General features: G+C 58.9%; 18 protein-coding genes and 3 pseudogenes. 10 read left to right on the plus strand and 11 right to left on the minus strand.

Translation table 11 applies throughout. The features are described from left to right. Positions 1 to 284 precede the first annotated feature (284 nt). A pseudogene (locus tag ABDZ36_RS00450) lies at positions 285 to 562 on the plus strand (site-specific integrase); the annotation flags it as partial. Positions 563 to 597: 35 nt separating this feature from the next. Here the strand turns inward: ABDZ36_RS00450 and ABDZ36_RS00455 are convergent. From ABDZ36_RS00455 to ABDZ36_RS00465, 3 genes are read right to left on the minus strand one after another with little or no spacing between them, the layout of a single operon-like run. Further along, positions 598 to 1,251 carry a hypothetical protein gene (locus ABDZ36_RS00455; RefSeq protein ID WP_006186940.1) on the minus strand — a complete coding sequence of 218 codons (654 nt, stop codon included), beginning with the start codon at positions 1,249 to 1,251 and terminating at the stop codon, positions 598 to 600. Positions 1,252 to 1,279: 28 nt separating this feature from the next. Further along, the gene (locus ABDZ36_RS00460) at positions 1,280 to 3,199 is read right to left on the minus strand and encodes a heavy metal translocating P-type ATPase (RefSeq protein WP_006186939.1); all 1,920 of its coding nucleotides are present in this window, start codon (positions 3,197 to 3,199) and stop codon (positions 1,280 to 1,282) included. Between the two features lie 4 nt (positions 3,200 to 3,203). After that, positions 3,204 to 3,419, minus strand: a complete 216-nt coding sequence (locus ABDZ36_RS00465) for a heavy-metal-associated domain-containing protein (protein ID WP_004048661.1) — start codon at positions 3,417 to 3,419, stop codon at positions 3,204 to 3,206. A 201-nt stretch (positions 3,420 to 3,620) separates the two neighbouring features. On the opposite strand from ABDZ36_RS00465, the gene ABDZ36_RS00470 reads away from it, so the two are divergent. Continuing rightward, a complete protein-coding gene (locus ABDZ36_RS00470; RefSeq protein ID WP_004048660.1) occupies positions 3,621 to 4,145 on the plus strand; it encodes an ArsR/SmtB family transcription factor in 525 nt (174 codons plus the stop codon). Between the two features lie 29 nt (positions 4,146 to 4,174). Here ABDZ36_RS00470 and ABDZ36_RS00475 read toward each other — a convergent pair whose 3' ends face one another. Continuing rightward, positions 4,175 to 5,641: an amidohydrolase family protein gene (locus ABDZ36_RS00475; protein ID WP_050051507.1), complete on the minus strand. Its 1,467-nt coding sequence runs from the start codon at positions 5,639 to 5,641 to the stop codon at positions 4,175 to 4,177. A gap of 328 nt (positions 5,642 to 5,969) precedes the next feature. Between ABDZ36_RS00475 and ABDZ36_RS00480 the strand changes: the two genes are divergently transcribed. The 4 genes from ABDZ36_RS00480 (at position 5,970) to ABDZ36_RS00495 (ending at position 9,393) form a co-directional block, all read left to right on the plus strand. Beyond that, positions 5,970 to 7,358 (plus strand): permease, encoded by a 1,389-nt coding sequence (locus ABDZ36_RS00480; protein ID WP_211312467.1) that lies wholly within the window; start codon positions 5,970 to 5,972, stop codon positions 7,356 to 7,358. 125 nt (positions 7,359 to 7,483) lie between these two features. Beyond that, on the plus strand, positions 7,484 to 8,065 hold the full coding sequence (locus tag ABDZ36_RS00485; RefSeq protein ID WP_004048657.1) for a helix-turn-helix transcriptional regulator: 582 nt from the start codon (positions 7,484 to 7,486) through the stop codon (positions 8,063 to 8,065). Positions 8,066 to 8,098: 33 nt separating this feature from the next. Next, positions 8,099 to 8,803: a DUF7546 family protein gene (locus ABDZ36_RS00490; protein ID WP_123624180.1), complete on the plus strand. Its 705-nt coding sequence runs from the start codon at positions 8,099 to 8,101 to the stop codon at positions 8,801 to 8,803. Positions 8,804 to 9,075: 272 nt separating this feature from the next. Further along, on the plus strand, positions 9,076 to 9,393 hold the full coding sequence (locus tag ABDZ36_RS00495) for a hypothetical protein (protein ID WP_004048656.1): 318 nt from the start codon (positions 9,076 to 9,078) through the stop codon (positions 9,391 to 9,393). 200 nt (positions 9,394 to 9,593) lie between these two features. Here ABDZ36_RS00495 and ABDZ36_RS00500 read toward each other — a convergent pair whose 3' ends face one another. The 4 genes from ABDZ36_RS00500 to ABDZ36_RS00515 form a co-directional block, all read right to left on the minus strand. Then, entirely contained in the window at positions 9,594 to 10,595 is a 1,002-nt protein-coding gene (locus tag ABDZ36_RS00500; RefSeq protein ID WP_128906704.1) for a DUF63 family protein, read from the minus strand. After that, entirely contained in the window at positions 10,592 to 10,816 is a 225-nt protein-coding gene (locus ABDZ36_RS00505; protein WP_004594599.1) for a DUF7123 family protein, read from the minus strand. Before ABDZ36_RS00505 ends, ABDZ36_RS00500 begins: the two co-directional genes overlap by 4 nt. Before the next feature lie 17 nt (positions 10,817 to 10,833). Continuing rightward, positions 10,834 to 13,440, minus strand: a complete 2,607-nt coding sequence (locus ABDZ36_RS00510) for a heavy metal translocating P-type ATPase (RefSeq protein WP_004594598.1) — start codon at positions 13,438 to 13,440, stop codon at positions 10,834 to 10,836. Between the two features lie 94 nt (positions 13,441 to 13,534). Beyond that, positions 13,535 to 14,125: an AsnC family transcriptional regulator gene (locus tag ABDZ36_RS00515; protein WP_049986206.1), complete on the minus strand. Its 591-nt coding sequence runs from the start codon at positions 14,123 to 14,125 to the stop codon at positions 13,535 to 13,537. A 134-nt stretch (positions 14,126 to 14,259) separates the two neighbouring features. Here ABDZ36_RS00515 and ABDZ36_RS00520 point away from each other — a divergent pair, with 134 nt between their 5' ends. Together ABDZ36_RS00520 and acnA are read left to right on the plus strand one after the other, a co-directional pair. Continuing rightward, positions 14,260 to 14,457 (plus strand): heavy-metal-associated domain-containing protein, encoded by a 198-nt coding sequence (locus ABDZ36_RS00520; protein WP_049938510.1) that lies wholly within the window; start codon positions 14,260 to 14,262, stop codon positions 14,455 to 14,457. Positions 14,458 to 14,528: 71 nt separating this feature from the next. Next, positions 14,529 to 17,312 (plus strand): aconitate hydratase AcnA, encoded by a 2,784-nt coding sequence (acnA, locus tag ABDZ36_RS00525; protein ID WP_095638031.1) that lies wholly within the window; start codon positions 14,529 to 14,531, stop codon positions 17,310 to 17,312. A 68-nt stretch (positions 17,313 to 17,380) separates the two neighbouring features. Here acnA and ABDZ36_RS00530 read toward each other — a convergent pair whose 3' ends face one another. Then, entirely contained in the window at positions 17,381 to 17,881 is a 501-nt protein-coding gene (locus tag ABDZ36_RS00530) for a CBS domain-containing protein (protein ID WP_004594590.1), read from the minus strand. A 183-nt stretch (positions 17,882 to 18,064) separates the two neighbouring features. Between ABDZ36_RS00530 and ABDZ36_RS00535 the strand changes: the two genes are divergently transcribed. Beyond that, complete coding sequence (locus ABDZ36_RS00535; RefSeq protein ID WP_092817280.1) at positions 18,065 to 18,514, plus strand: universal stress protein; 450 nt, start codon at positions 18,065 to 18,067, stop codon at positions 18,512 to 18,514. Positions 18,515 to 18,525: 11 nt separating this feature from the next. Here the strand turns inward: ABDZ36_RS00535 and ABDZ36_RS00540 are convergent, their stop codons facing one another. Together ABDZ36_RS00540 and ABDZ36_RS00545 are read right to left on the minus strand one after the other, a co-directional pair. Then, positions 18,526 to 18,711 carry an SHOCT domain-containing protein gene (locus tag ABDZ36_RS00540; protein ID WP_254861395.1) on the minus strand — a complete coding sequence of 62 codons (186 nt, stop codon included), beginning with the start codon at positions 18,709 to 18,711 and terminating at the stop codon, positions 18,526 to 18,528. A gap of 243 nt (positions 18,712 to 18,954) precedes the next feature. After that, positions 18,955 to 19,278, minus strand: a pseudogene (locus ABDZ36_RS00545) (DoxX family protein); the annotation flags it as partial. A 78-nt stretch (positions 19,279 to 19,356) separates the two neighbouring features. Between ABDZ36_RS00545 and ABDZ36_RS00550 the strand changes: the two are divergent. Beyond that, positions 19,357 to 20,145, plus strand: a pseudogene (locus tag ABDZ36_RS00550) (IS4 family transposase); the annotation flags it as partial. Positions 20,146 to 20,187 lie beyond the last annotated feature (42 nt).

The raw sequence follows: 20,187 nt of genomic DNA on the forward strand, positions 1-20,187 counted from the left end.
ACTCTCCCGCTTCACTTCCAACGTTCTAACGACTCATCCCGACGCTGTCTGCGGATTCAATAGAGCCGTGAAACAGTGAATTCCACCGCCGTATGGCGATTCAACACAGCCGCACATTCGGAGCGACACAACCTCGGAGGATAGATTTGATGCGTGCCTTCGAATCAGTTCGAAATGAACTGGAAATAAATCATAGTTGACCTCTTGTACCCCGTCAATATCGACGGCACCGACAGGGCGCTCCGACGACTCATACAACGGCATAGATGTGTCCGTAGACGTTGCCGCAGATTATGACTGATGGGTCACGGTCGGTTCTCCAACGACTTCAGAGGCTGTGGAGATCGATATCGACCATTGGAAACACGATTACCTTGCTCCATATGGCAGTTGACGCGGGATGGGCGAGATTCTTGTTTGAGTATTTGGGTTGGCGGTTGTAGCTCGATACTTGGACAACTCTGAGGGGATGGTTTGCGTGGGGTACTCTCATATCGATGTCGGCGAGTTAGGTGATGGCGCTACCAAGGTACCCAAGGAGCCCAACAGTATATCGCGGTAACTCTCATTACGAGTGTGAGGGGTACACCGCCGCGTTCATACCCCTTCGACGGAGAATAGGGTGGCGTCTCTGAGAACAGCCTGCACGCGGCGGTGCCAAGCGTCAGCGAAGGCCTCCCGTTGCTGGTCGCTTGCCGATCCGTCGAGAATCCTCTGGAGGTTCCCGATTGCGGGTCCACCGCTAGGAACGTCGCTGACGTGGTAGGCCACTTCGACGGTCTCGTCCGTGTCGGTTCGCCGGAACCGGAACGTCGGGTCCGCCGTGTCCGGGTCGAACCCGTCGAAGCACAGGAGGTCGCGGCGGCCGCCATAGCCGCCGGCGAGCCCGCTGAATCCGTCATCGCCGGTCGCGCCAGTCACGTACGAGATGATACGGCTCATCACGCCGTACGCAGCATCCTCCTGCGGGCCGGCCGTCTGGACCTCGATTTCGCTCCGGACTGGATAGTCGTCGGGATACAGGGCGTCGAGCCCGAGCTGGACGATCCGGTAGGCGCCCGAGGCAGTCGGACAGGAGTGTCCTGCCTCTTTCACCGCGTCTCTATAAGCGATGACGAACGGCTCGCCCGGTTCGAGGACGTCGAGGGCCTCCGCGACGGGGTCGCGGATTTCGATCGGCTCGACGTCGTAGTCGACCTGCCAATTGGTTCTCGTCTGGGTCGTGTCAGTCGCAGTCGAATTCGATGTCATGAGTTGTGGTTGTGATCGTGTCTCGTGGTCAGTAGCGGAGCAGTCGCATCCCGTTGAGGATGACGAGGAGGACGCTGGCCTCGTGGACCAGCATTCCCGACGCGAGGGTGACGTAGCTGGTGAGCACGCCCGCGAGGAGGACGGTCACGGTCAGCACCGCGATCCCGACGTTCTCGAGGACGTTCCAGCGCGTCGCCTTGCTGAGTTTGACCGCGTACGGGATGCGTTCGAGGTCGTCGGCCATCAACGCCATGTCAGCCGTTTCGATAGCGGTGTCCGTTCCCGCAGCACCCATCGCGATGCCGACATCGGCAGTGGCCAGCGATGGCGCGTCGTTGATGCCGTCGCCGACCATCGCGACGACGTGGCCGTCGGCCTGGTAGCCCTCGATGACGGACTGCTTGTCCTCGGGGAGGAGTTCGGCACGGTACTCGTCGATACCGACCTCCTCGGCAACGGCAGCGGCCGTCCGATCGTTGTCGCCGGTGAGCATCACCGTCTCGATGCCAGCGTCTTGGAGCGCCGCGACGACCCCAGGAGCGGCCTCCCGGAGCTCGTCCCGCATCGCAATCGCGCCGATGATGTCCCCGTCCCGAACGACGTGGACGACTGTCTCGCCGCGCCCCTCACGCTCGCGGACGTAGTCGGCGACCCGATCGGGGACATCGACGTCGCGGTCGTCCAGCAGCGCGCGGTTGCCGACGACGACTTCCTGGCCATCGGCATGGGCGATGACGCCCTTGCCGGCGACCACGTCGAAGTCGTCGGGATCGGGGACCGACCTGCGCCCCACGTCCGTATCGTCCGCTTGGGCGACCGTCGCTCCACCGTCCGTCGCAGCCGTCTGGCGTTCGCGGGCCATGTCGACGATGGCGTCCGCGAGGTGGTGTTCGCTCTTCTTCTCGGCGGTCGCTGCGAGCGAGAGGACGTCGGCGGCGGCGACGCCGAACCCCTCGATGTCGGAGACGGTGGTCTCGCCCTTCGTGAGCGTCCCCGTCTTGTCGAAGGCGACGAGATCGATCTTGCCGGCGCGTTCGAGGTGTTCGCCGCCCTTCATCAGCACGCCCGACCGGGCGGCGTTACCGATGGCCGAGACGATGCTGACCGGTGGCCCGATGACCAGCGCGCCCGGACAGCCGATGACCAGCAGCGTCAGCGACAGGATCGCGTTCTGCGTGACCGCGTACGCGCCGATAGCCAGGGCAATGACGGCCGGCGTGTAGTACTTCGCGAACCGGTCGATGAGACTCTCCGTGGGCGACTGAGCCTCCTGGGCCTCCTCGACGCGACGGATGATCCGTTCGAGAGTCGTATCCGATCCCGCTCCCGTCGTCCGGATTTCTAGCGCGCCCTCCTGGTTGACCGTCCCGGCGTACACCTCGTCGCTGTCGGCCTTGTGGACGGGCGCGCTCTCGCCGGTGACCGGCGCCTGGTTGACTGCGCTCTCGCCGTCGACGACGGTTCCGTCGACCGGGATCTTCCCGCCCGGCTTTACGACGACGACTTCGCCCTCTTCGACATCGCGGGCGGAGACCTCTTGGAGTGTCCCGTCGCGACGGACGGTCGCCGTGTCGGGCGTCATCTCCAGTAGCTCCTGAAGTGCCGTCCGGGTCTTCCGCATCGTCCGGCCTTCGAGGTAGCTGCCAAGGCTGAACAGGAAGACGACGGCGGCGGCTTCCCAGTACTCCCCGATGACGATAGCACCGATGGCGGCCAGCGTCACCAGCGTCTTGATGCCGAGCGTCCGGTTGGTGACCTCGTGGTAAGCGGTCTTGGCGATGTCGTAGCCACCCACGACCGTCGCGAGGACGAGGATGGCGGCGCTTGCCATCTCGAAACTCGTGAGGTAGCCGAGACTCCAGCCACCGCCGTACAGCAGGCCGCTCGTCGCCGTGACGATGGCCTTCCGGTGGTTCCGGTAGTACTGCGTGATCGATTGTTTGTTCATAGTGTTAGGCGGGCTGGGGAGTGTACCCCTGGTTTTCGATGGTCTCTGCGAAGGCGTCGGGGTCAGTGACGCTGTCGTCGTACTCGATCTCGACGCGGCCGGTCGCGTAGTGGACTTCGACGTGCTGGACGCCGTCGACGTTCGACAGGGCGCGTTCGACGGTACTCGCGCAGGTCGGGCAGTCGAAGTCGAGGACGCGGAATTGGGTTGTGTCGCTCATTACAGTTTGAGATAGTGCCCGTACCTCAATAAGTATTTTTTAGATGATATGTTTGAATTCGGATACGGGTCGTTGGAACAGTCAAACGGGTCGTCTAGGGCTTTCGCTATCGCGGGTCCATCCTGTACTGGATACCTCGACAGACACCTACCCGACTCCTGCCCCGCTACCTTTTCCCGCGTGCTCGCGCTCAGTTCTCGTATGAGTGATTCCGATACCGACCACCGTCTCGACGACATCGCGGTGCGAGACACTCGGATTTCGGACGCCATCGACGAGCCGATGCGGGCGATGGTCCTCGACATTCTGTCCGAGGAAGCCCTAACTGCGACCGAGGTCCACGAACGCCTCGACGATCGCGGCATCGACCGGACGGAGAACACGGTCCGCCATCACATCAACGAGCTCCGGGATGCGGGCCTCGTCGACGTCGTTCGCTTCGAGGAGGGGCGTGGTGGGACGACGAAGTACTACCACGCGAACACGATCGTCCTCTCGTACTCACTACCAGATTCGGCCGACGCCGCCGTCGAGGAGATGATCGACGCTGCCCAGCCCCAGATCACGGACGCGCTCACTACGCTCACCGACGAGTACGACGACGCTATTGAGGAGATCGTCGAGGATATGCAGCCCTGCGAGCACTGCCAGACCCAGAAGTACGAGACGTACGTTCTTCTGACCGTCCTGCGACGTGCGTTCGTTCGCGCCCACAGAAATTCCTGAGGGGGAACCACCCCTACGCTGGCAGGGTCTTAGAAGGAGAACCGATCACGCGCGGATTGCATCGCGAGGCGAGTCAGGAGTCGCGCAGGGCCACGCTTTGGGAGGTCCCGTACAGTCTCGATGCTGGTCGGCGGTTCACTACCACCAATGTCTAACTCCCAGCCTGTCTCGTCCATGAAGCGTTCGACAGCCTGATTTACTCGCTGTCGCACGTCGTCCGAGTCCATTGTCTCGGGCACACCATTCCGGAGGACGACGTCGCCGTCAACGATCACTGTCTCGACGTCGGCCGGCACCGCGTTGTTCACGACCTGTGCAGGAATATTGGTCCGTGGCGTGAACTTCGGTTTGTCGACGTCGAGGAGGATAATATCCGCGCGCTTTCCCGCTTCAATACTGCCGATCTCGTCGCCCATCCCCAGCGCGCGTGCGCCTTCAATAGTGAGCATTCGTATCAGTTCCATCGAGTCGAACTGCCCGGCTGAACGCTTGAGATTTGCCGCCAGCCGAGCTTGCCGCGCTTCACCGAACATGCTGTACGAGTCGTGCCAGTAGTGGTCGTCAATCCCTACTCCGACGTCGACGCCGGCGGCTCGAAGCTCGGGAACGGGCGTCCACTGCGTCTCCCCGTCCGGATTCCAGTAACAGAAGACGGACGGGCAGTGCGCAACAGCCGCGTCCGCCTCGGCGGTTCGCTGGATGTCCTCTTCGTCGGCGAGGCGGAAGTGAGCAGCGACCAGTCGGTCGTCCAGGAGTCCAACGTCGTCGAGCAATCCCACCGAGTCCTCGCCACCGTTCGCTCGTGCCATCGTGTTACTCTCCTCGAGTTCGAGCAAGTGCGTGTGGACGAGCAGGTCCGGGTACTCTGCGGCGAGGGACGCGGTCCGTTCCCACAGCTGCCTGGTACACGACCAGTCGTCGTGCGGGCAGATCGTCGCCCTGATTCGGCCCTCGTACGTGTCGTGGTACGTTTCGACGAACTCGCGAGCACGGGAGAACTGCTGATCGACTGGTTGGTCCCAGAAGAGGTCCGAGATCGCCGGGCCGAAAAATCCGCGGAGCCCTGCTTCCCCGAACGCCTCTGCACCTGCGGCAGGCCGTGCGTCCATCGAGTTCACGGTCGTGACACCGCCCAAGAGGAAATTGAGCGCTGCGAGCTCGACGCCTGCCTCGACGAGGTACTCGAATTCGCCGTTCCCTAATCTGTTAAACAAGGCCGTCCCACTCCCAAGCATCTCCGTCAGCTCGAGTTCGCTAAACGCACCGATGAGCGGTGTCATCTCCAAGTGCGTGTGGGCGTTCACCAACCCCGGCATCACCAGTTTCCCGTTCCCGTCGATAACGGTGGACGCTTCTAATTCTCCGTCTCCTGCACGTGATGGTCGGACTTCTTCGATACAGCCATCGGTGATGCATACTGTGCCGCGCTCGTACAGGCGGTTCCGCTCGTCGGCTGTGAGAACGAGTGCATCATGGATTGCCAGATCGACAGCCATCGTAAATTAGGAAGTGGATGTGACAGTTACCGTACTGGACAACCGAGCAGGCCGGCGAAGGCTGTTCTTCCAGGTGGTGTTCCCCTCATTTGGGATATCATCGGTCTCTACTGGTCCCATTAGCCTCTAATACGTCGGCGTGATTTAATCAGATTCCCCTTTTGAATCTGAAGTCGGATTCCGTGGAGCTTGTGGAGGTTTGCAATGTTTTCCCCTCTTCACGATAGATCATCTATGGCCGACGGTTACGATGCCATAGTACTGATACCCTCATAGGCAGTATATTCTAATCAAAACCGCAATAGATGATCCCTACAATGATACACCTATGCAGGCGACGATAATCGACGGAGTTCTTGAATCCCTTCGTATCGGTGTCGGATTTCTCTGGACGGCGGCGTGGGCGATCATCATGGGCCTCACGATTACGAGTCTGGTCCAGGTCTACGTCTCGAAGGAGCGGATGGCACAGGTGCTGGGTGAGGGCGATCTAACTGGACTTACCAAGGCGACTGTGTTCGGAGCAGCAAGCAGTGGCTGTAGTTTCGGCGCCGTCGCCATCGGGAAGGGCCTGTTCAAGAAGGGGGCGCACGCGGTGAACTTCCTCGCGTTCATGTTCGCGTCGACGAACCTCATCGTCGAACTAGGGCTGATGATTCTCATCCTGCTTGGCTGGGAGTTCCTCGTCGCGGAACTGCTCGGCGGCCTGATTCTCATCGCCGTCATGGCCGCCATCGTCCACCTTACGCTTCCCGAAAACCTGTTTAACGAAGTCCGCGAGAAGCTCAACGAGCGCGACCGCCAGGCGGGCGTCACGGAAGATCCCACCTGCGGGATGGAGGGGAAAGACGAGTACACGCTCACGACCGACGGCGGTGAGACGCTCAAATTCTGCTCGGAGGGCTGTATGGAGACCTATCGCCAGGAGACGTCGAGTAGCGGCGGGTGGCGTGACGAGTTGCTGTCGTGGGGTGGCTGGTACAAGGTCGGGAATCAGTACCGCAAGGAGTGGTCGATGATCTGGAAAGACATCGTCGCCGGCTTCCTTATTTCTGGGTTCGTCATCGTCTTCGTCCCGCAGTGGGTGTGGACCACGCTGTTCATTCAGGGCGACGGCCTGCTCGTGACTGCCGAGAACGCCGTCATGGGCGTCATCATCGCCGTCCTCAGTTTCGTCGGCAGTATGGGCAACGTCCCGTTCGCCGTCGCGCTGTGGGGCGGTGGCGTCAGCTTCGCCGGGATCATCGCGTTCGTCTACGCCGACCTCATCACCGTGCCCGTGCTGAACGTCTACCGGAAGTACTACGGCTGGAAGATCATGCTGTACATCCTTGGCGTCTTCTTCGTGACGATGGCGTTCACTGGCTTCCTCATGGAGTTGCTGTTCGACGCCCTCGGCATCGTACCAGATCTGGCCGGTGGCGAGACGGCGACCGAACAGACGTACTTCGAGCTCAACTACACGTTCTACCTCAATATTATCGCCTTCGCGCTCTCCGGGTTCCTCCTGTATGTCTACCGACGTGGAATCGGCGCACCAGGTCAGTATCGTGATCCGGTGTGTGGCATGCGGACCGACGATGAGGGGCCGAGTGCGTCCAATGATGGGATGACGTACTATTTTTGCTCGAAGACCTGTAAGCGGGCATTCGAGGAAGAGCCCACGGAATTTGCTGATCAAAGCCCGCAGATAACAAACCACGATCACGATCACTGATAGATGTACTGTGGTTCATCCGCTGTGAAGCACTTCATCATCGCACCTTCAATCCGCAATTGTCACACCTGTCGCGCCAAAATTGATTGTATGAGCAGTCAGATATCGAAACAAGGGGATGTCATATGAACCAACGTCCAGCGGATACCGTCGTTGGTGTGCTCCTTGGGTTCGTCCTCTTGGCTGGCGGACTACTCAGTTGGCGGGCCTATCAACAGCGTCGCGCTATCGAGCAGTCGATGGGGCCGATGATGGACTCGTCTATGGGGGCGATTCACGGTCCAGATCCTCTCTGGTACGTGGTTGGAACCCTTCTGGTCGCAGGCAGTATCGGTGGCATCTATTACGTGGTTCGAGGGAATCTCATCGATTCGACAACCGACTCAGCGGATCACATCGACCCCGATCAGGTATCGGAGGCAACGCCTACATCGATAGACGATGACGCCTCGCCGGCGACGCCTATCAATCCTGAATCGGATCCGCAAGCGCGCGTTCTCGATCTCTTACCGGATGATGAACGACGCGTCCTTGAACCCGTCCTGAACTCGCCTGGAATCACGCAGATCGAACTTCGGGATCGATCTGAGTTCTCAAAGAGTAAAGTGAGCCAGACCGTGAGTTCACTCGAGGAGCGCGGGCTGCTGTATCGGGAACGACAGGGTCGAACCTACCGCGTGTATCCGAGTGATGACCTGCAGAACTAACAGACGTAGAAATTCATACTAACACTACCCATCATGTCACAAGCAACACTCGAAACTGATCGCATTAGCCGGGTTCTCAAGTCAAGCACGTGGCTCAATCTCCTCCTCGCCGCACAGTTGATCGCCGGGTTGGTGTACGCATATTTCACAGGAGATATGGGGAGCCGGTGGACCCATTTCGTCCTTCCATTTATTTGGTTCACCGCCTCAGTCTGGGTGATCTGGCACACTCGACCTGTAACGAAACGTCGAGTGTATCGTATTGGTGCCGCACTTGTCGTTGCTCTATATCTCATCGTGATGTTTTATTTTTCAGGATTACTTGGACCGAGCACCTCTCATTTCGGGCAGCTCACTGGACCAAGCGGCTTCGGAATAACGTGGGGTCGATCTTTGGGATGGAGTCCGGTCTTCGTCTATACAGGTGACCTGATCACGGTCTCGCTCATTCCTTACCAAGCGGTTGGCCTGTTCGCGCTGGCGTATCTCGTCTATGATGCATTGCTTGATTTCTCGCAGTCGGCAGTCGGAGGAATAGTCGGGATTGTGGCGTGCCCTGCCTGCGTTAGCCCGTTGTTTGCCGTACTACTTGCAGGCGGACTGAGTGGTTCTTCAACGATGTTATTGCTTGGTGCGTATGGCTACGAAATTGCGACCGTTCTGTTCCTCATGACAATTGGAATCCTCTACCATCGTCAGGCACTCACGAGGCAGTATCACCAGTTCCGAGGGAACTGATCCATCTCGTTCGTGGTCAGCAATACCCGAGCCTCCCTCGCCGCCTGAACCGTGGTTATTGTCTGGATCGCCGCAATGAGGTGAACAGTCTCGACGGATCCCCTTTGCTCTCACCATTCCTCTGATCCTTTCGAATTCGGCAGGTATGAACGATCCCGTCAGTAGAAAACGTTTAGATGGCGTTATAGACGTTCTTGAACGCTCTCCTGTTTGAGTTCACTCCCACGAAGATAACTCCGAACCCACCGTATGACTACTTGAGGCGAAAAACAATGACCAACCGAAACCTCGGACGATGGCTGCTCGTGGTGCTCGCGATTGTCGGACTCGCGTTTGCCGCCCCGGTAGTTAGCGCACACGGTGACGAACCGATCCAGGGGAACGAGACGGCAGCTGAAGGGACGCCAGCCGATGGTAGTGCAGCAGACTGGGCGGCCTGGATGGAAGGTCACATGACCGACTACATGGGCCCGAATGCCGTTGACGAGATGGAAGCGCACATGGGCGTGACCGTCGACGAGATGGCCCAAGATATGGCGGACGACAATCACACCGCGACGGGGATGAACGGACAGGGGTACGGCTGCTAACGATCCCTGTTCGGATCCTCGTCTGACACGATAGATATTCGACTTACTGACTCAACGATCACAATGACACACTACACCAACACTCTCGGGCGGACGACTCGTCGAATCCAGCAGCTGCTGCAAGCCCGGCCATCCCTCCACCTATTACCGCAATTTTGGACGTTCGAGTCATCGGTTTTTGCCAATCTTTGAGGCCATCGTTAAGCTCCCAACAGCATCCGAAGTGACCCACGAACGCCCATCGGGAGTCCGATCGCTCCGATGAAGAACGTCATAAGCCACCACCACGTGTGATTCATCTCCTCTTTCGCATCGGCGAGATACCACACGATGCCGACAGTCACGACGAGTTTCAGCACGAACGTCGATCCGGAGAATCCAGTCGCCTGGTACACGAGATTCGTCACGACCAGCTTTGGGGAGTAGCCGAGGAACGTCACACCGATGAGATTCTGCGCAGCGTCCCACAACTGGCCGAAAACGGCCAGCAGAATTAGCGGGTGTCGAAGGTGGGTGATATTGGCGAAACTCGTGCCCCAGTAGTAGAGTGCGGTTACGCCGAGCGCTATCCCCGTCGTCGCGACAGGAACCCATAGGCTGAGTGGGGTCGATGTCGAGAGGCCGTGCCAAACAGCCCACCAGACGGCCCCGACAGCCCACACCGACCCGACGAGCCCGACTGTTAGCGGGATAGATCCGATATTTTGGTCACGCAAGAGTGCACCGACACCGAGCGCGAGGATGGTGACAGCGGTGACGACGATGTAAATCGATGGCGTGATGAACCACACCGCGTAGTCCCCGAGCAGCCCGAGATCCTCGAGGGCGCGCATCGCCCCACCTGCGATGATGATCGGAGCGAACCCGTAGGCCAGTCGTGCGTCGAACGTGACGTCGAGTTGGTCGAGATACGCACGTAGTCCGGGGAGGCTGTATACGACTGCCGCGAGGTAGATTACCGTGTTCACCGCGTTGTAGCCCTGGACAGCACGAATCCCCTCGTGCGTGACTGGCTGACCGGCCGCATCGGCGACGACTGGTCCCCAGAGATACTGCCAGATGAACCGGTCGTAGACCAACGTCGGAAACACGAGGATGCCCCCACCGAGAAGGACGAGCGGGGCCAGCAGGTACAGCGCCCACCACTCGCGTGAGCCGGTCTCCGGAAGGACAGTCTCGACGCGGCGGGTGACAGTACTCACGACCCGTTCACCTCCAATCGCCACGTCGTGCTTTTCGAGCGCCCCCACTGTTCGAGTGAAACGATTGTGAGTTCGTCCTGGAGCTGGCTGAGGTACTGCGCGACTGCCTTGGGAGATCCGTCGAGGTCGCTGGCAATCTCGCGAGCCCGGAGGTATGTCGGTTCGCTACTGGCTGTCTCGACGAGGTACCTTCGAACCGTGTGCCGGGAAATATTCGACATTGATCTAGAGGTGACGGTTAGCGAAGAAATCCGAAGAGCTTGTAGTCGTGATCGGGGGTGTACCGCCGGAACAGGAGACTGTTCGTCAGCACCGACACCGACGAGAACGCCATTGCTGCTGCAGCGAGCACGGGCTGGAGGAGGCCGAGCGACGCTAACGGAATCATCGCCGTGTTGTAACCGAGCGCCCACACGAGGTTCTGTTTGATCTTCTGGAGTGTCGCGTCTGAGATTCGGATCGCCTTTACCACGTCGAGCGGGTCGTCTCGCATCAGCGTGACGTCTGCAGCTTCGATGGCGACGTCGGTGCCGGAGCCGATTGCTGTCCCGACGTGTGCGACCGCGAGTGCCGGAGCGTCGTTGACGCCGTCACCGACCATCATCGCCTGCCGGCCCTCGTCTTGAATACTGTCGACCGCGTTGGACTTGTCCTCAGGAAGGACTCCTGCGCGGACGTTCTTCGGGTCGATACCCACCTGTTTAGCGACCGCACGGGCAGTTCGCTCGTTGTCGCCCGTAATCATCATCACGTCAACTCCCCGCTCCTGGAGTGCTGTGACAGCCTGCTTGGAGCTTTCCTTCACTGTGTCGGCGTCGGCGACCACACCCACGAGCTCCCCCTCGTAGGCGACCAGCATCGCCGTCTTCCCCTCGTTCTCGAGGCGTTCCATCGTCTCCTCAGCGGGAGAGGGGTCGATCCCGTTGTCCCGCAGCAGCTTGCGGTTGCCGACCAGCACCTCGCTGTCACCAATGACTGCTTTGATCCCGTGGCCCGGAACGTTCTCGAAGTCGTCAGGCTCAGTCACGTCCAGGCCGCGTTCTTCGGCCCCTTCGACGATTGCACGGGCGAGCGGGTGTTCGCTGCCGCTTTCAGCTATCGCCGCCAGTCGAAGCACATCATCCTCTGAGAGGCGCTCACGGGTGCTGAGCTGTCCACCATCTGGGGTCGGCTCGCCACCGTCAGTCACCACATTTCCATCGCTATCAAAGACGACCACGTCGGTGAGTTCCATTTCCCCTTCGGTGAGTGTGCCCGTCTTGTCGAAGACGACTGTATCGACGTCTTTCGCTCGTTCGAGGATGTCACCGCCCTTGAACAGGACGCCGTTCTGGGCACCAATCGTCGTCCCGACCATCGTCGCTGCGGGCGTCGCCAGCCCCAGCGCACAGGGACAGGCGATGAGGATCGAGGACGCGAAGACAATTATCGCGAACTCGAAGACTGAAACGGTCCCACCGACCGGGGCCGGGCCGCCAGCAACCTGACCCCACAGCGGGAGCCAGTCGACGAAGCCAGCGAGAGCCTCGGGGAACAGGAACCAGACGACACCCCAGAGAAGGGCGTTCGCGATGACCGCAGGCACGAAGTACGCGGAGATGCGGTCGGCGAGATTCTGGATGTCGGGCTGGCGCGACTGGGCCTCCTTGACTGTCTGGACGATCTGTTGGAGGGCCGTGTCTTCTCCAACCTTCGTCGCCTCCACGACAAGGACGCCGTTCTCGTTAATCGTCGAGCCGACGACCTCATCGCCCTCCTCTTTCTCGACAGGCACAGATTCGCCAGTGACCATTGACTCGTCGACGGCAGACTGACCGTCGACAACGACACCGTCTGTGGGAATCTTCTCACCTGGACGAATTTTCATCCGGTCACCAGTTGTGACCTCTTCAAGCGGAACTTCTTCTTCACTGCCGTCCTCGCGGACAATGGTCGCCGTTTCGGCTTCCATTTCGAGGAGCTTTCGGAGGGCCTCACCCGCTTGGCCCTTCGACCGAGCTTCGAGATAGTTACCCAACGTGATGAACACGAGGATGAGGGCTGCCGTGTCGAAATAAAGTCCACCTGCAATGAGTTCAGCAAGGACTGCCACAGAGTATAGATAGGCCGTTGTTGAACCGATCGCAATCAGCACGTCCATATTGGCGCGGCCGTTCTTCACGATCGCCTTGTACGAGTTCTTATAGAACGGCCAGCCGAGGATCGCCTGTACCGGCGTGGCGAGGAGGAACTCAACCCAGCCAAGTTCCACACCGAAGACGGCTTCAGGGACGATCGCGCCACCGAGCAGATAATTGTCGATGAGGAAGAAGAGCAACGGTGCCGATAACACTGCCCCAAAGAGGGTCAACCTGAGTTGCTTCCGAGTTTCGGCTTGACGGGCGGCATCTCGTGCGTCCTGGCCCGACTCTTCGTCGGCACCATCTTCGCGGACGGGCGAGTAGCCAGCCTCCTCGATAGCATCGTACAGCGCACCAATAGATACTTCCGCAGGATTGTAGGTGACCTGTGCTTCGTCGGTTGCGTAATTGACCTCCGCATTAACGACGCCCGGAATATTTTCAAGAGCGGTTTGGTTGGTCTCGGCGCAGTTGGCACAGGTCATATCGGAGATGGCAATCGTTACCGTCTCAGAGACTGCGCCGTACCCGGCCTCGTCGATCGCGTCGTAGATTTCTTTGAGCGATACCTCTTCAGGGTCGTAGGTGACGGAACCCTCGTCGGTGGCGAAGTTCGCATCCGCCTCCGATACCCCGTCGAGCGATTCGAGAGTGTCCTGGATCGTCGCCGAACAGTTGGCGCAGGACATTCCCGTGATATCAAGATGGATTGTTTGGCTTGTCATGCTTGTTCTACTATACGGGGTCTAGGTTTAGGCGATTTACTGCTTCGAGAGGCGGGGTTTCGACTGCAGGAAAATTTGGATTCCAAAGACAGCGTTACGCTCCCTCTTCGAGTCGCTGATACCGATCGTCGAACCGTGTGAGACAGGACGGACAACAGAAGTGATAGATCTCTCCGTCGATTCTCGTCGTTTCACCTTGATTATCAACGGTATTGTTACATTCAGCACAGGTGAGTGCAAATTCGACGCCATCAACGGACGGCGTCCATTCAAGCTCGTCAATTAGCGTGACGGTGTAATCTGCTACATCGATCTCGTTAAAGAGTCCATCTACCCACTGACGTACGTTCTGGGCTTCAACACGGGCATAGAACCAAAGATCTCCTTCGGAGGTCGTGAAGACGTGTTCAACGCCATCTGACTCTCGAGCCCGCTCGCGGGCGGCCTCCAACGACGCTGAGCCGATTTCGGCCTGAATAAATACCGGTACACCAGCTCGGAGATGAGCCCGGTTGACGTCAATCGTGAAGTTGTTAATGATGCCAGCTTCCTGTAATCGCTTTACCCGGTCAGACACGGCTGGCCCCGACAAGTCGACCTCCTCGCCAATATCGCTGAACGGGCGGCGGGCGTCATCAGCGAGTAACGAGAGGATTTCTAAGTCGGTTTCATCCAAATTGCGCATACGACCGCTTCGTCTCGCAGGATACATTATTGTTGCCCACAACACACCTTCGAAATCGGTGATCCAGGGCTGCGACAACATTGGATTCTAAGCAGAAAACCACATAGAATACTCGCCCCTATCTACGAATGGATATGACTCAGACAATCACCGTCGAAGGAATGACCTGTGAACATTGCGAGCAGACCGTCGAAGAGGCACTCGAAGAAGTTGAGGGGGTTACGTCTGCTACTGCGGATCGTGACTCAGAATCCGCGACGGTCGAGGGGTCCGCTGAACGGGATGAGCTTGTGACTGTGGTCGAAGACGCTGGATACGATGCCTCTGCGTAACAAATCCCGATTCTCGTCGAATCGGATTCGGAGAGGGATTGATACGACTGCCAATCCCAGGTGTAGATACTATGACTGATACACTTCCGTTCGATGCCGTCCGCGAGCTCGACGTCGACGGGACGACGTACAAGATGGCCGATCTTCGAGCACTCGAAGAGCAGGGGCTCTGTGACCTCGACACGCTCCCTGTGAGCATCCGTATTCTGCTTGAGTCGGTGCTCCGGAACGCCGACGGCGAAACTGTTACTGCAGCGGATGTCAAGAATGCTGCTGGCTGGAAGCCAGACGTACCGGACGCAGAGGTTCCGTTCTCTCCATCACGAGTCGTCCTACAGGATCTCACTGGCGTGCCCGCAGTTGTCGACCTGGCGGCCCTTCGATCCGAAGTCGACCGCAAAGATCGGGACCCGACCCTGGTCGAACCAGAGATCCCTATTGATCTCGTAATCGACCACAGCGTCCAAGTCGACTACTTCGACTCCGAGGACGCCTACGAGAAGAACGTCGAACTGGAGTACGAGCGCAACGCCGAACGGTATCGCGCGATCAAGTGGGCGCAGAACGCCTTCGAGAACTTCAACGTCGTCCCGCCGGGGACCGGCATCGTCCACCAGGTGAATCTCGAGCATCTGGGCCGGGTCGTCCACGCCCGCGAGCGAGACGGTGAGAAATGGCTCCTGCCGGACACACTCGTCGGCACGGACAGCCACACCCCAATGATCGGTGGCATCGGTGTGGTCGGCTGGGGCGTCGGCGGCATTGAAGCGGAAGCGGCAATGCTCGGTCAGCCGGTCACGATGAAACTTCCCGAGGTCGTCGGCGTCCGCCTCGAAGGCGAATTACCCGAGGGCGCGACGGCGACGGATCTCGTGCTCCACATCACCGAACGGCTCCGCGAGGTCGGCGTCGTCGACCGGTTCGTCGAATTCTTCGGTCCTGGTGTGGAGAATCTCACAGTCCCCGACCGGGCCACGATCGCCAATATGGCGCCCGAACAGGGCTCGACGATCAGTATGTTCCCGGTCGACGAGCAGACGCTCGAGTATCTCGAACTCACCGGGCGTGACCCCGCCCACATCGACCTTGTTCGCGAGTACCTCGAAGCGCAAGGGCTATTCGGAGAACAGGAACCGGAATACACCGAGGTGGTCGAGTTCGATCTTTCGACTGTTGAGCCGAGTCTCGCCGGACATAAGCGGCCACAGGACCGGATTCCGATGGGGGACGTGAAACAGAGCTTCCGGGGACTTCTCCACGGGGAGTTCGAAGACGACCTCGATGATGTCGACGAAGACGCCCTACAGCGGTGGCTCGGCGAAGGTGATGCAGCTGGTGCGGAGACCGACGGCGGTGTTCAGGTCGAACCCGAATCGGAACTGCACCCGTTAACCAAACGCGTTGAGGTCGACCTCGACGGTGAGACAGTGGAAATTGGACACGGAGACGTCCTCGTCAGCGCCATCACGAGCTGTACGAACACTTCGAACCCGTCGGTGATGATCGCTGCTGGTCTGCTTGCCCAGAACGCCGTCGAGAAAGGTTTAGATGTCCCGCCGTACGTCAAGACGAGTCTCGCACCCGGCAGTCGCGTCGTCACGCAGTACCTCGAGGAATCGGGCCTGCTTCCGTATCTCGAAGAGCTCGGGTACGCGGTCGTCGGCTACGGCTGTACCACTTGTATCGGGAACGCCGGACCACTTCCCGATCCCATCGAGCAAGCGATCGACGACCACGACCTCTGGACGACGAGCGTCCTCTCCGGAAATCGGAACTTCGAGGCGCGTATTCACCCGAAGATCCGTGCGAACTACCTCGCGAGCCCGCCGCTCGTCGTCGCCTACGGCCTCGCAGGGCGGATGGACGTCGACCTCGAGAACGAGCCGCTAGGCACCGACGAGGAGGGGGGATCGGTGTATCTGGCGGACATCTGGCCCGACGCAGCGGACGTGCAGGCAGCAATCCACGAGAACGTCTCTCCTGAGATGTTCGAGGAGAAGTATGCCTCTGTGTTCGAGGGTGACGAGCGGTGGGCTGCTCTCGACGCGCCCACAGGTGACGTCTACGAGTGGGACGACAACTCGACATACATCCGAGAGCCGCCGTTCTTCCAGGACTTCCCCCTCGAAAAACCCGGCGTCGCCGATATTGAGGATGCACGCTGCCTGCTGACACTCGGCGATACCGTTACGACCGACCACATCAGCCCTGCTGGCCCCTTCGGATCTGACCTCCCTGCCGGCCAGTGGCTGCTCGATAACGGCGTTGAGCCGCACGAGTTCAACACCTACGGCGCGCGCCGGGGCAACCACGAGGTGATGATGCGGGGAACGTTCGCCAATGTCCGCATCGAGAACGAGATGCTCGACGATGTCGAGGGTGGCTATACGATCCACCACCCAACCGACGAGCAGACGACCGTGTTCGAAGCCAGCCAGCGCTACCGCGAGGAGGGAGTCCCGCTCGTCGTGATGGCAGGCGAAGAGTTCGGTACCGGCTCCAGCCGGGACTGGGCGGCGAAAGGAACGGACCTACTCGGTGTTCGCGCAACCATCGCCGAGAGTTACGAGCGCATCTACCGCGACAACCTCGTCGGCATGGGTGTGCTCCCCCTGCAGTTCGATGATGGCGACTCGTGGGAATCTCTCGGTCTGGATGGGTCTGAGATCTTCACGATCCACGGCCTCGATGACGGGCTCGATGTGATGGACGAACTGACCGTTATCGCCGAGCGCGCGGACGGGTCGACTGTCGAGTTCCCGGTCACAGCACAGGTCGGCACGCCGGCCGCCGTGACCTATATCGAACACGGCGGCATCCTCCACTACGTCCTTAGACGGCTCCTCATGCGATAATCTCTCTCAACTGACTCTATTTCTGGAAGCACAAGCAACACGAAAAACTTTGAGTCCAAATTAGCGTTTCAATCGTGCGTAGACTCTGTTCGGATGATGCCCGCTACGTTATCCATCTGAGCTGAAACGTGTGCGCTCTCACCAGCAACATGCGTAATTAAATCGTCCAGAGTGATCATCCCGATAACGCTCCCGTCTTCAACAACCGGGACGTGTCGAGCACCCGCTTCGTTCATTTGTCTCAGGACTTTTGGAATCTCAGCATCTGCTGGCACAGTAAGTGGGTCACGCGTCATCACGTCAGCAGCTCGTACGTCGTCTCCACTCGTCTCGGCTGTGAGCACACTTAACTCGCTTTCCTCGGTGAGCAGGTTAGCAATCAGGTCTCGATCGGTGATGATACCAGAGATCTGATCGGATTCTTCGACGACCACGTACCTGGCACACCGCGATTGGGAGATCATCGTGTGAGCGATCTCGGCAACCGTGGCGTCAGGCGTGACACGGGCGACCGACTCATCAGCAATACGACCAATATCCATCCGGAGGTCAGTTGGTCTGGTACCCATGCTAATCAGTACGACTCATAACAGGAAATAGCTTAGCATCAGCTGGTCGTCATAGAAATCCTCCACTCTTCAACCGTGAGAGACGACAATCTCCAAACTTTGTGAAGTTACAAAAAGTGTTACCAGCTACGCCACTATCCAAGAGCGCTGCTTTTATAATCTAGTCTCAATAAGTAAAGAGAAATGTACGATACGGTTTTGCTCTCGACTGACGGGACAGTTGCTTCTGAGGAAGCTGAATCCCATGCTATCGCGCTAGCAGAGGCCCATAATGCCGATCTTCATGTTCTGTATGTAGTCGATGAGGACGTCGTAACAGCATACAGCGGTGACGAGTACGTTGATGAAGCCGAAGGCCCAGAACATGGCCTCGAAGAACTTGGAACGGAAACAATCGCAGACATCCAATATAAAGCGAAGGAGGTCGGTGTCAATGTTGTCAAAGCAATTGAGCACGGCCGACCGGCTGAGACGATTGTACGGTATGCTGATGCCGAAGATATGGATCTACTTGTACTTGGAACGAAACACCGGCCGGAAGAATACCGGGCCTTGCTCGGAAGCGTGACCGACCGCGTCCTTCGATTGACGACCCGCCCAGCGACCGTCGTGAAGACGGAAGTCGACGAATAGGGGAAGAACAGTCAGTAACGGCCGCCGTCAGGCGTGAGTCGGGCGCGCCGGCGTTCGAACTCCTCGTCGTCGATTTCGCCGCGAGCGTACCGTTCCTGGAGGACAGCGAGTGCGCTATCCTCGGTGGGGCCGTCCGATGGCGACCGCGTTGTCAGCCAGTAGACGATGTAGACGGGAAGGGCGATCAGAAGTGCCATCCACAGCAAACCGATCAACATCATCCCCCAGCTCCATATTCCCCACCCGGCCATGTGACCATCATTCCACATCCCGTCATGCCAGTCCCACATCACTGTATCTGGAACAGCAGCGTGCGTCAGAGTCATTCCAATGATGACGGCTAGCGTCAGTGCTCCGATGACGATGAGTCCCAGAGAACGAATCCCGCGTGCTTGAATTGGATTTTGCATTATTGTACTCCTGAAGAGAGTTCGGCGTGGTTAGCCGAGGATGTATTCGAGGGCGGGGTAGCGCTCAACGAGCGTCTCGCCACCGACGTCGTAGTTCTCGATGTACTGGTCGAGGCCCAGGATGCGGCCCGCGGCGAACGCGGCGACCGCGAGGAACACGAGCATGTACGCGAAGTCCCCGTTGATGAACCCGTGGCTCATGTCCCAGTTCCCGAAGTAGAACATGAGCATCATGAGCGCGCCGAAGAACGCCGCGAGGCGGACGAACGCGCCGACGAGCAGGCCGAGGCCGATGAACAGCTCGCCCCACGGGACGGCCACGTTCGCGAACTCGACGAACCACGGCGTACTCCCATCCGTTCTAGTTTAGTGGAGAACGACCACGCTATCTGCTGATTGGAGACCGTCGCAACTACACGTCTGAGAAATCCGGTGGGAAGTGTGACTTACTCACCACCGGATTCGGTCGTTGTTAACCGGATACAAAGAGCGTTTCCATCCGATGAGTTGCGCGAGCGGGCTCGCGCAACGAATCTCGTCGAGCGTGAGCGAAAGTTCGATATCGTTGCGCTGTTCTACACGCTCTCGCTCGGCTTTGCTGCCGGGTCAGACCGTTCTCTCCAAGCGTTTCTCGAACGCTACGTCGAGATGGCTGACTGCGACGAACTCTCCTACGCGTCCTTTCACGAGTGGTTTGAACCAGGGTTCGTTGCACTGCTTCGAGAGATTCTCGATGACGCCATCGAGAATCTCGATCCCGACAGAAACGACCTGAGAGGGCGTCTCGAACACTTTCGAGACGTCCTCATCGTTGATGCGACGTTCATTTCGCTCTACCACGACGCCAAGGATGTCTACACCGCTTCTGGTGACGATCAGGCCGGGCTGAAAGTTCATCTCACCGAATCACTCTCGACTGGTCTTCCGACGCGGCTCCAGACGACCGACGGAACAACACACGAACGGAGCCAGCTACCCACCGGCGAGTGGGTAGCTGGCGCACTCATCCTGTTCGATCTCGGCTTCTACGATTTCTGGCTATTCGACCGTATTGACGCCAATGACGGCTGGTTCATCTCCCGCGTCAAGTCCAACGCGAACCCGGAAATCGTCGAGGAACTGCGGACGTGGCGGGGCAACAGTATTACGCTGGAAGGGAAGTCGCTGAAGGCCGTCCTTGACGACCTTCAGCGACGAGGGTGTCATAGAAGAGTTCTCATGGTTTGCTGAATCAGCTCTAACGAATTGAAAGCGCCGTACACT

The sequence above is a fragment of the Halarchaeum salinum genome, assembly GCF_039520965.1.
GTDB lineage: Archaea > Halobacteriota > Halobacteria > Halobacteriales > Halobacteriaceae > Halarchaeum > Halarchaeum salinum.

What these genes read in the sequence shown, in the direction of transcription:
- ABDZ36_RS00455 (WP_006186940.1), bottom strand. Translation starts at nt 1,251, where the DNA reads ATGACATCGAATTCGACTGCGACTGACACGACCCAGACGAGAACCAAT.
- ABDZ36_RS00505 (WP_004594599.1), bottom strand. Translation starts at nt 10,816, where the DNA reads ATGTCGAATATTTCCCGGCACACGGTTCGAAGGTACCTCGTCGAGACA.
- ABDZ36_RS00460 (WP_006186939.1), bottom strand. Translation starts at nt 3,199, where the DNA reads ATGAACAAACAATCGATCACGCAGTACTACCGGAACCACCGGAAGGCC.
- ABDZ36_RS00470 (WP_004048660.1), top strand. Translation starts at nt 3,621, where the DNA reads ATGAGTGATTCCGATACCGACCACCGTCTCGACGACATCGCGGTGCGA.
- ABDZ36_RS00485 (WP_004048657.1), top strand. Translation starts at nt 7,484, where the DNA reads ATGAACCAACGTCCAGCGGATACCGTCGTTGGTGTGCTCCTTGGGTTC.
- ABDZ36_RS00520 (WP_049938510.1), top strand. Translation starts at nt 14,260, where the DNA reads ATGACTCAGACAATCACCGTCGAAGGAATGACCTGTGAACATTGCGAG.
- acnA (WP_095638031.1), top strand. Translation starts at nt 14,529, where the DNA reads ATGACTGATACACTTCCGTTCGATGCCGTCCGCGAGCTCGACGTCGAC.
- ABDZ36_RS00530 (WP_004594590.1), bottom strand. Translation starts at nt 17,881, where the DNA reads ATGGGTACCAGACCAACTGACCTCCGGATGGATATTGGTCGTATTGCT.
- ABDZ36_RS00495 (WP_004048656.1), top strand. Translation starts at nt 9,076, where the DNA reads ATGACCAACCGAAACCTCGGACGATGGCTGCTCGTGGTGCTCGCGATT.
- ABDZ36_RS00515 (WP_049986206.1), bottom strand. Translation starts at nt 14,125, where the DNA reads ATGCGCAATTTGGATGAAACCGACTTAGAAATCCTCTCGTTACTCGCT.
- ABDZ36_RS00475 (WP_050051507.1), bottom strand. Translation starts at nt 5,641, where the DNA reads ATGGCTGTCGATCTGGCAATCCATGATGCACTCGTTCTCACAGCCGAC.
- ABDZ36_RS00535 (WP_092817280.1), top strand. Translation starts at nt 18,065, where the DNA reads ATGTACGATACGGTTTTGCTCTCGACTGACGGGACAGTTGCTTCTGAG.
- ABDZ36_RS00510 (WP_004594598.1), bottom strand. Translation starts at nt 13,440, where the DNA reads ATGACAAGCCAAACAATCCATCTTGATATCACGGGAATGTCCTGCGCC.
- ABDZ36_RS00540 (WP_254861395.1), bottom strand. Translation starts at nt 18,711, where the DNA reads ATGGCACTTCTGATCGCCCTTCCCGTCTACATCGTCTACTGGCTGACA.
- ABDZ36_RS00490 (WP_123624180.1), top strand. Translation starts at nt 8,099, where the DNA reads ATGTCACAAGCAACACTCGAAACTGATCGCATTAGCCGGGTTCTCAAG.
- ABDZ36_RS00465 (WP_004048661.1), bottom strand. Translation starts at nt 3,419, where the DNA reads ATGAGCGACACAACCCAATTCCGCGTCCTCGACTTCGACTGCCCGACC.
- ABDZ36_RS00480 (WP_211312467.1), top strand. Translation starts at nt 5,970, where the DNA reads ATGCAGGCGACGATAATCGACGGAGTTCTTGAATCCCTTCGTATCGGT.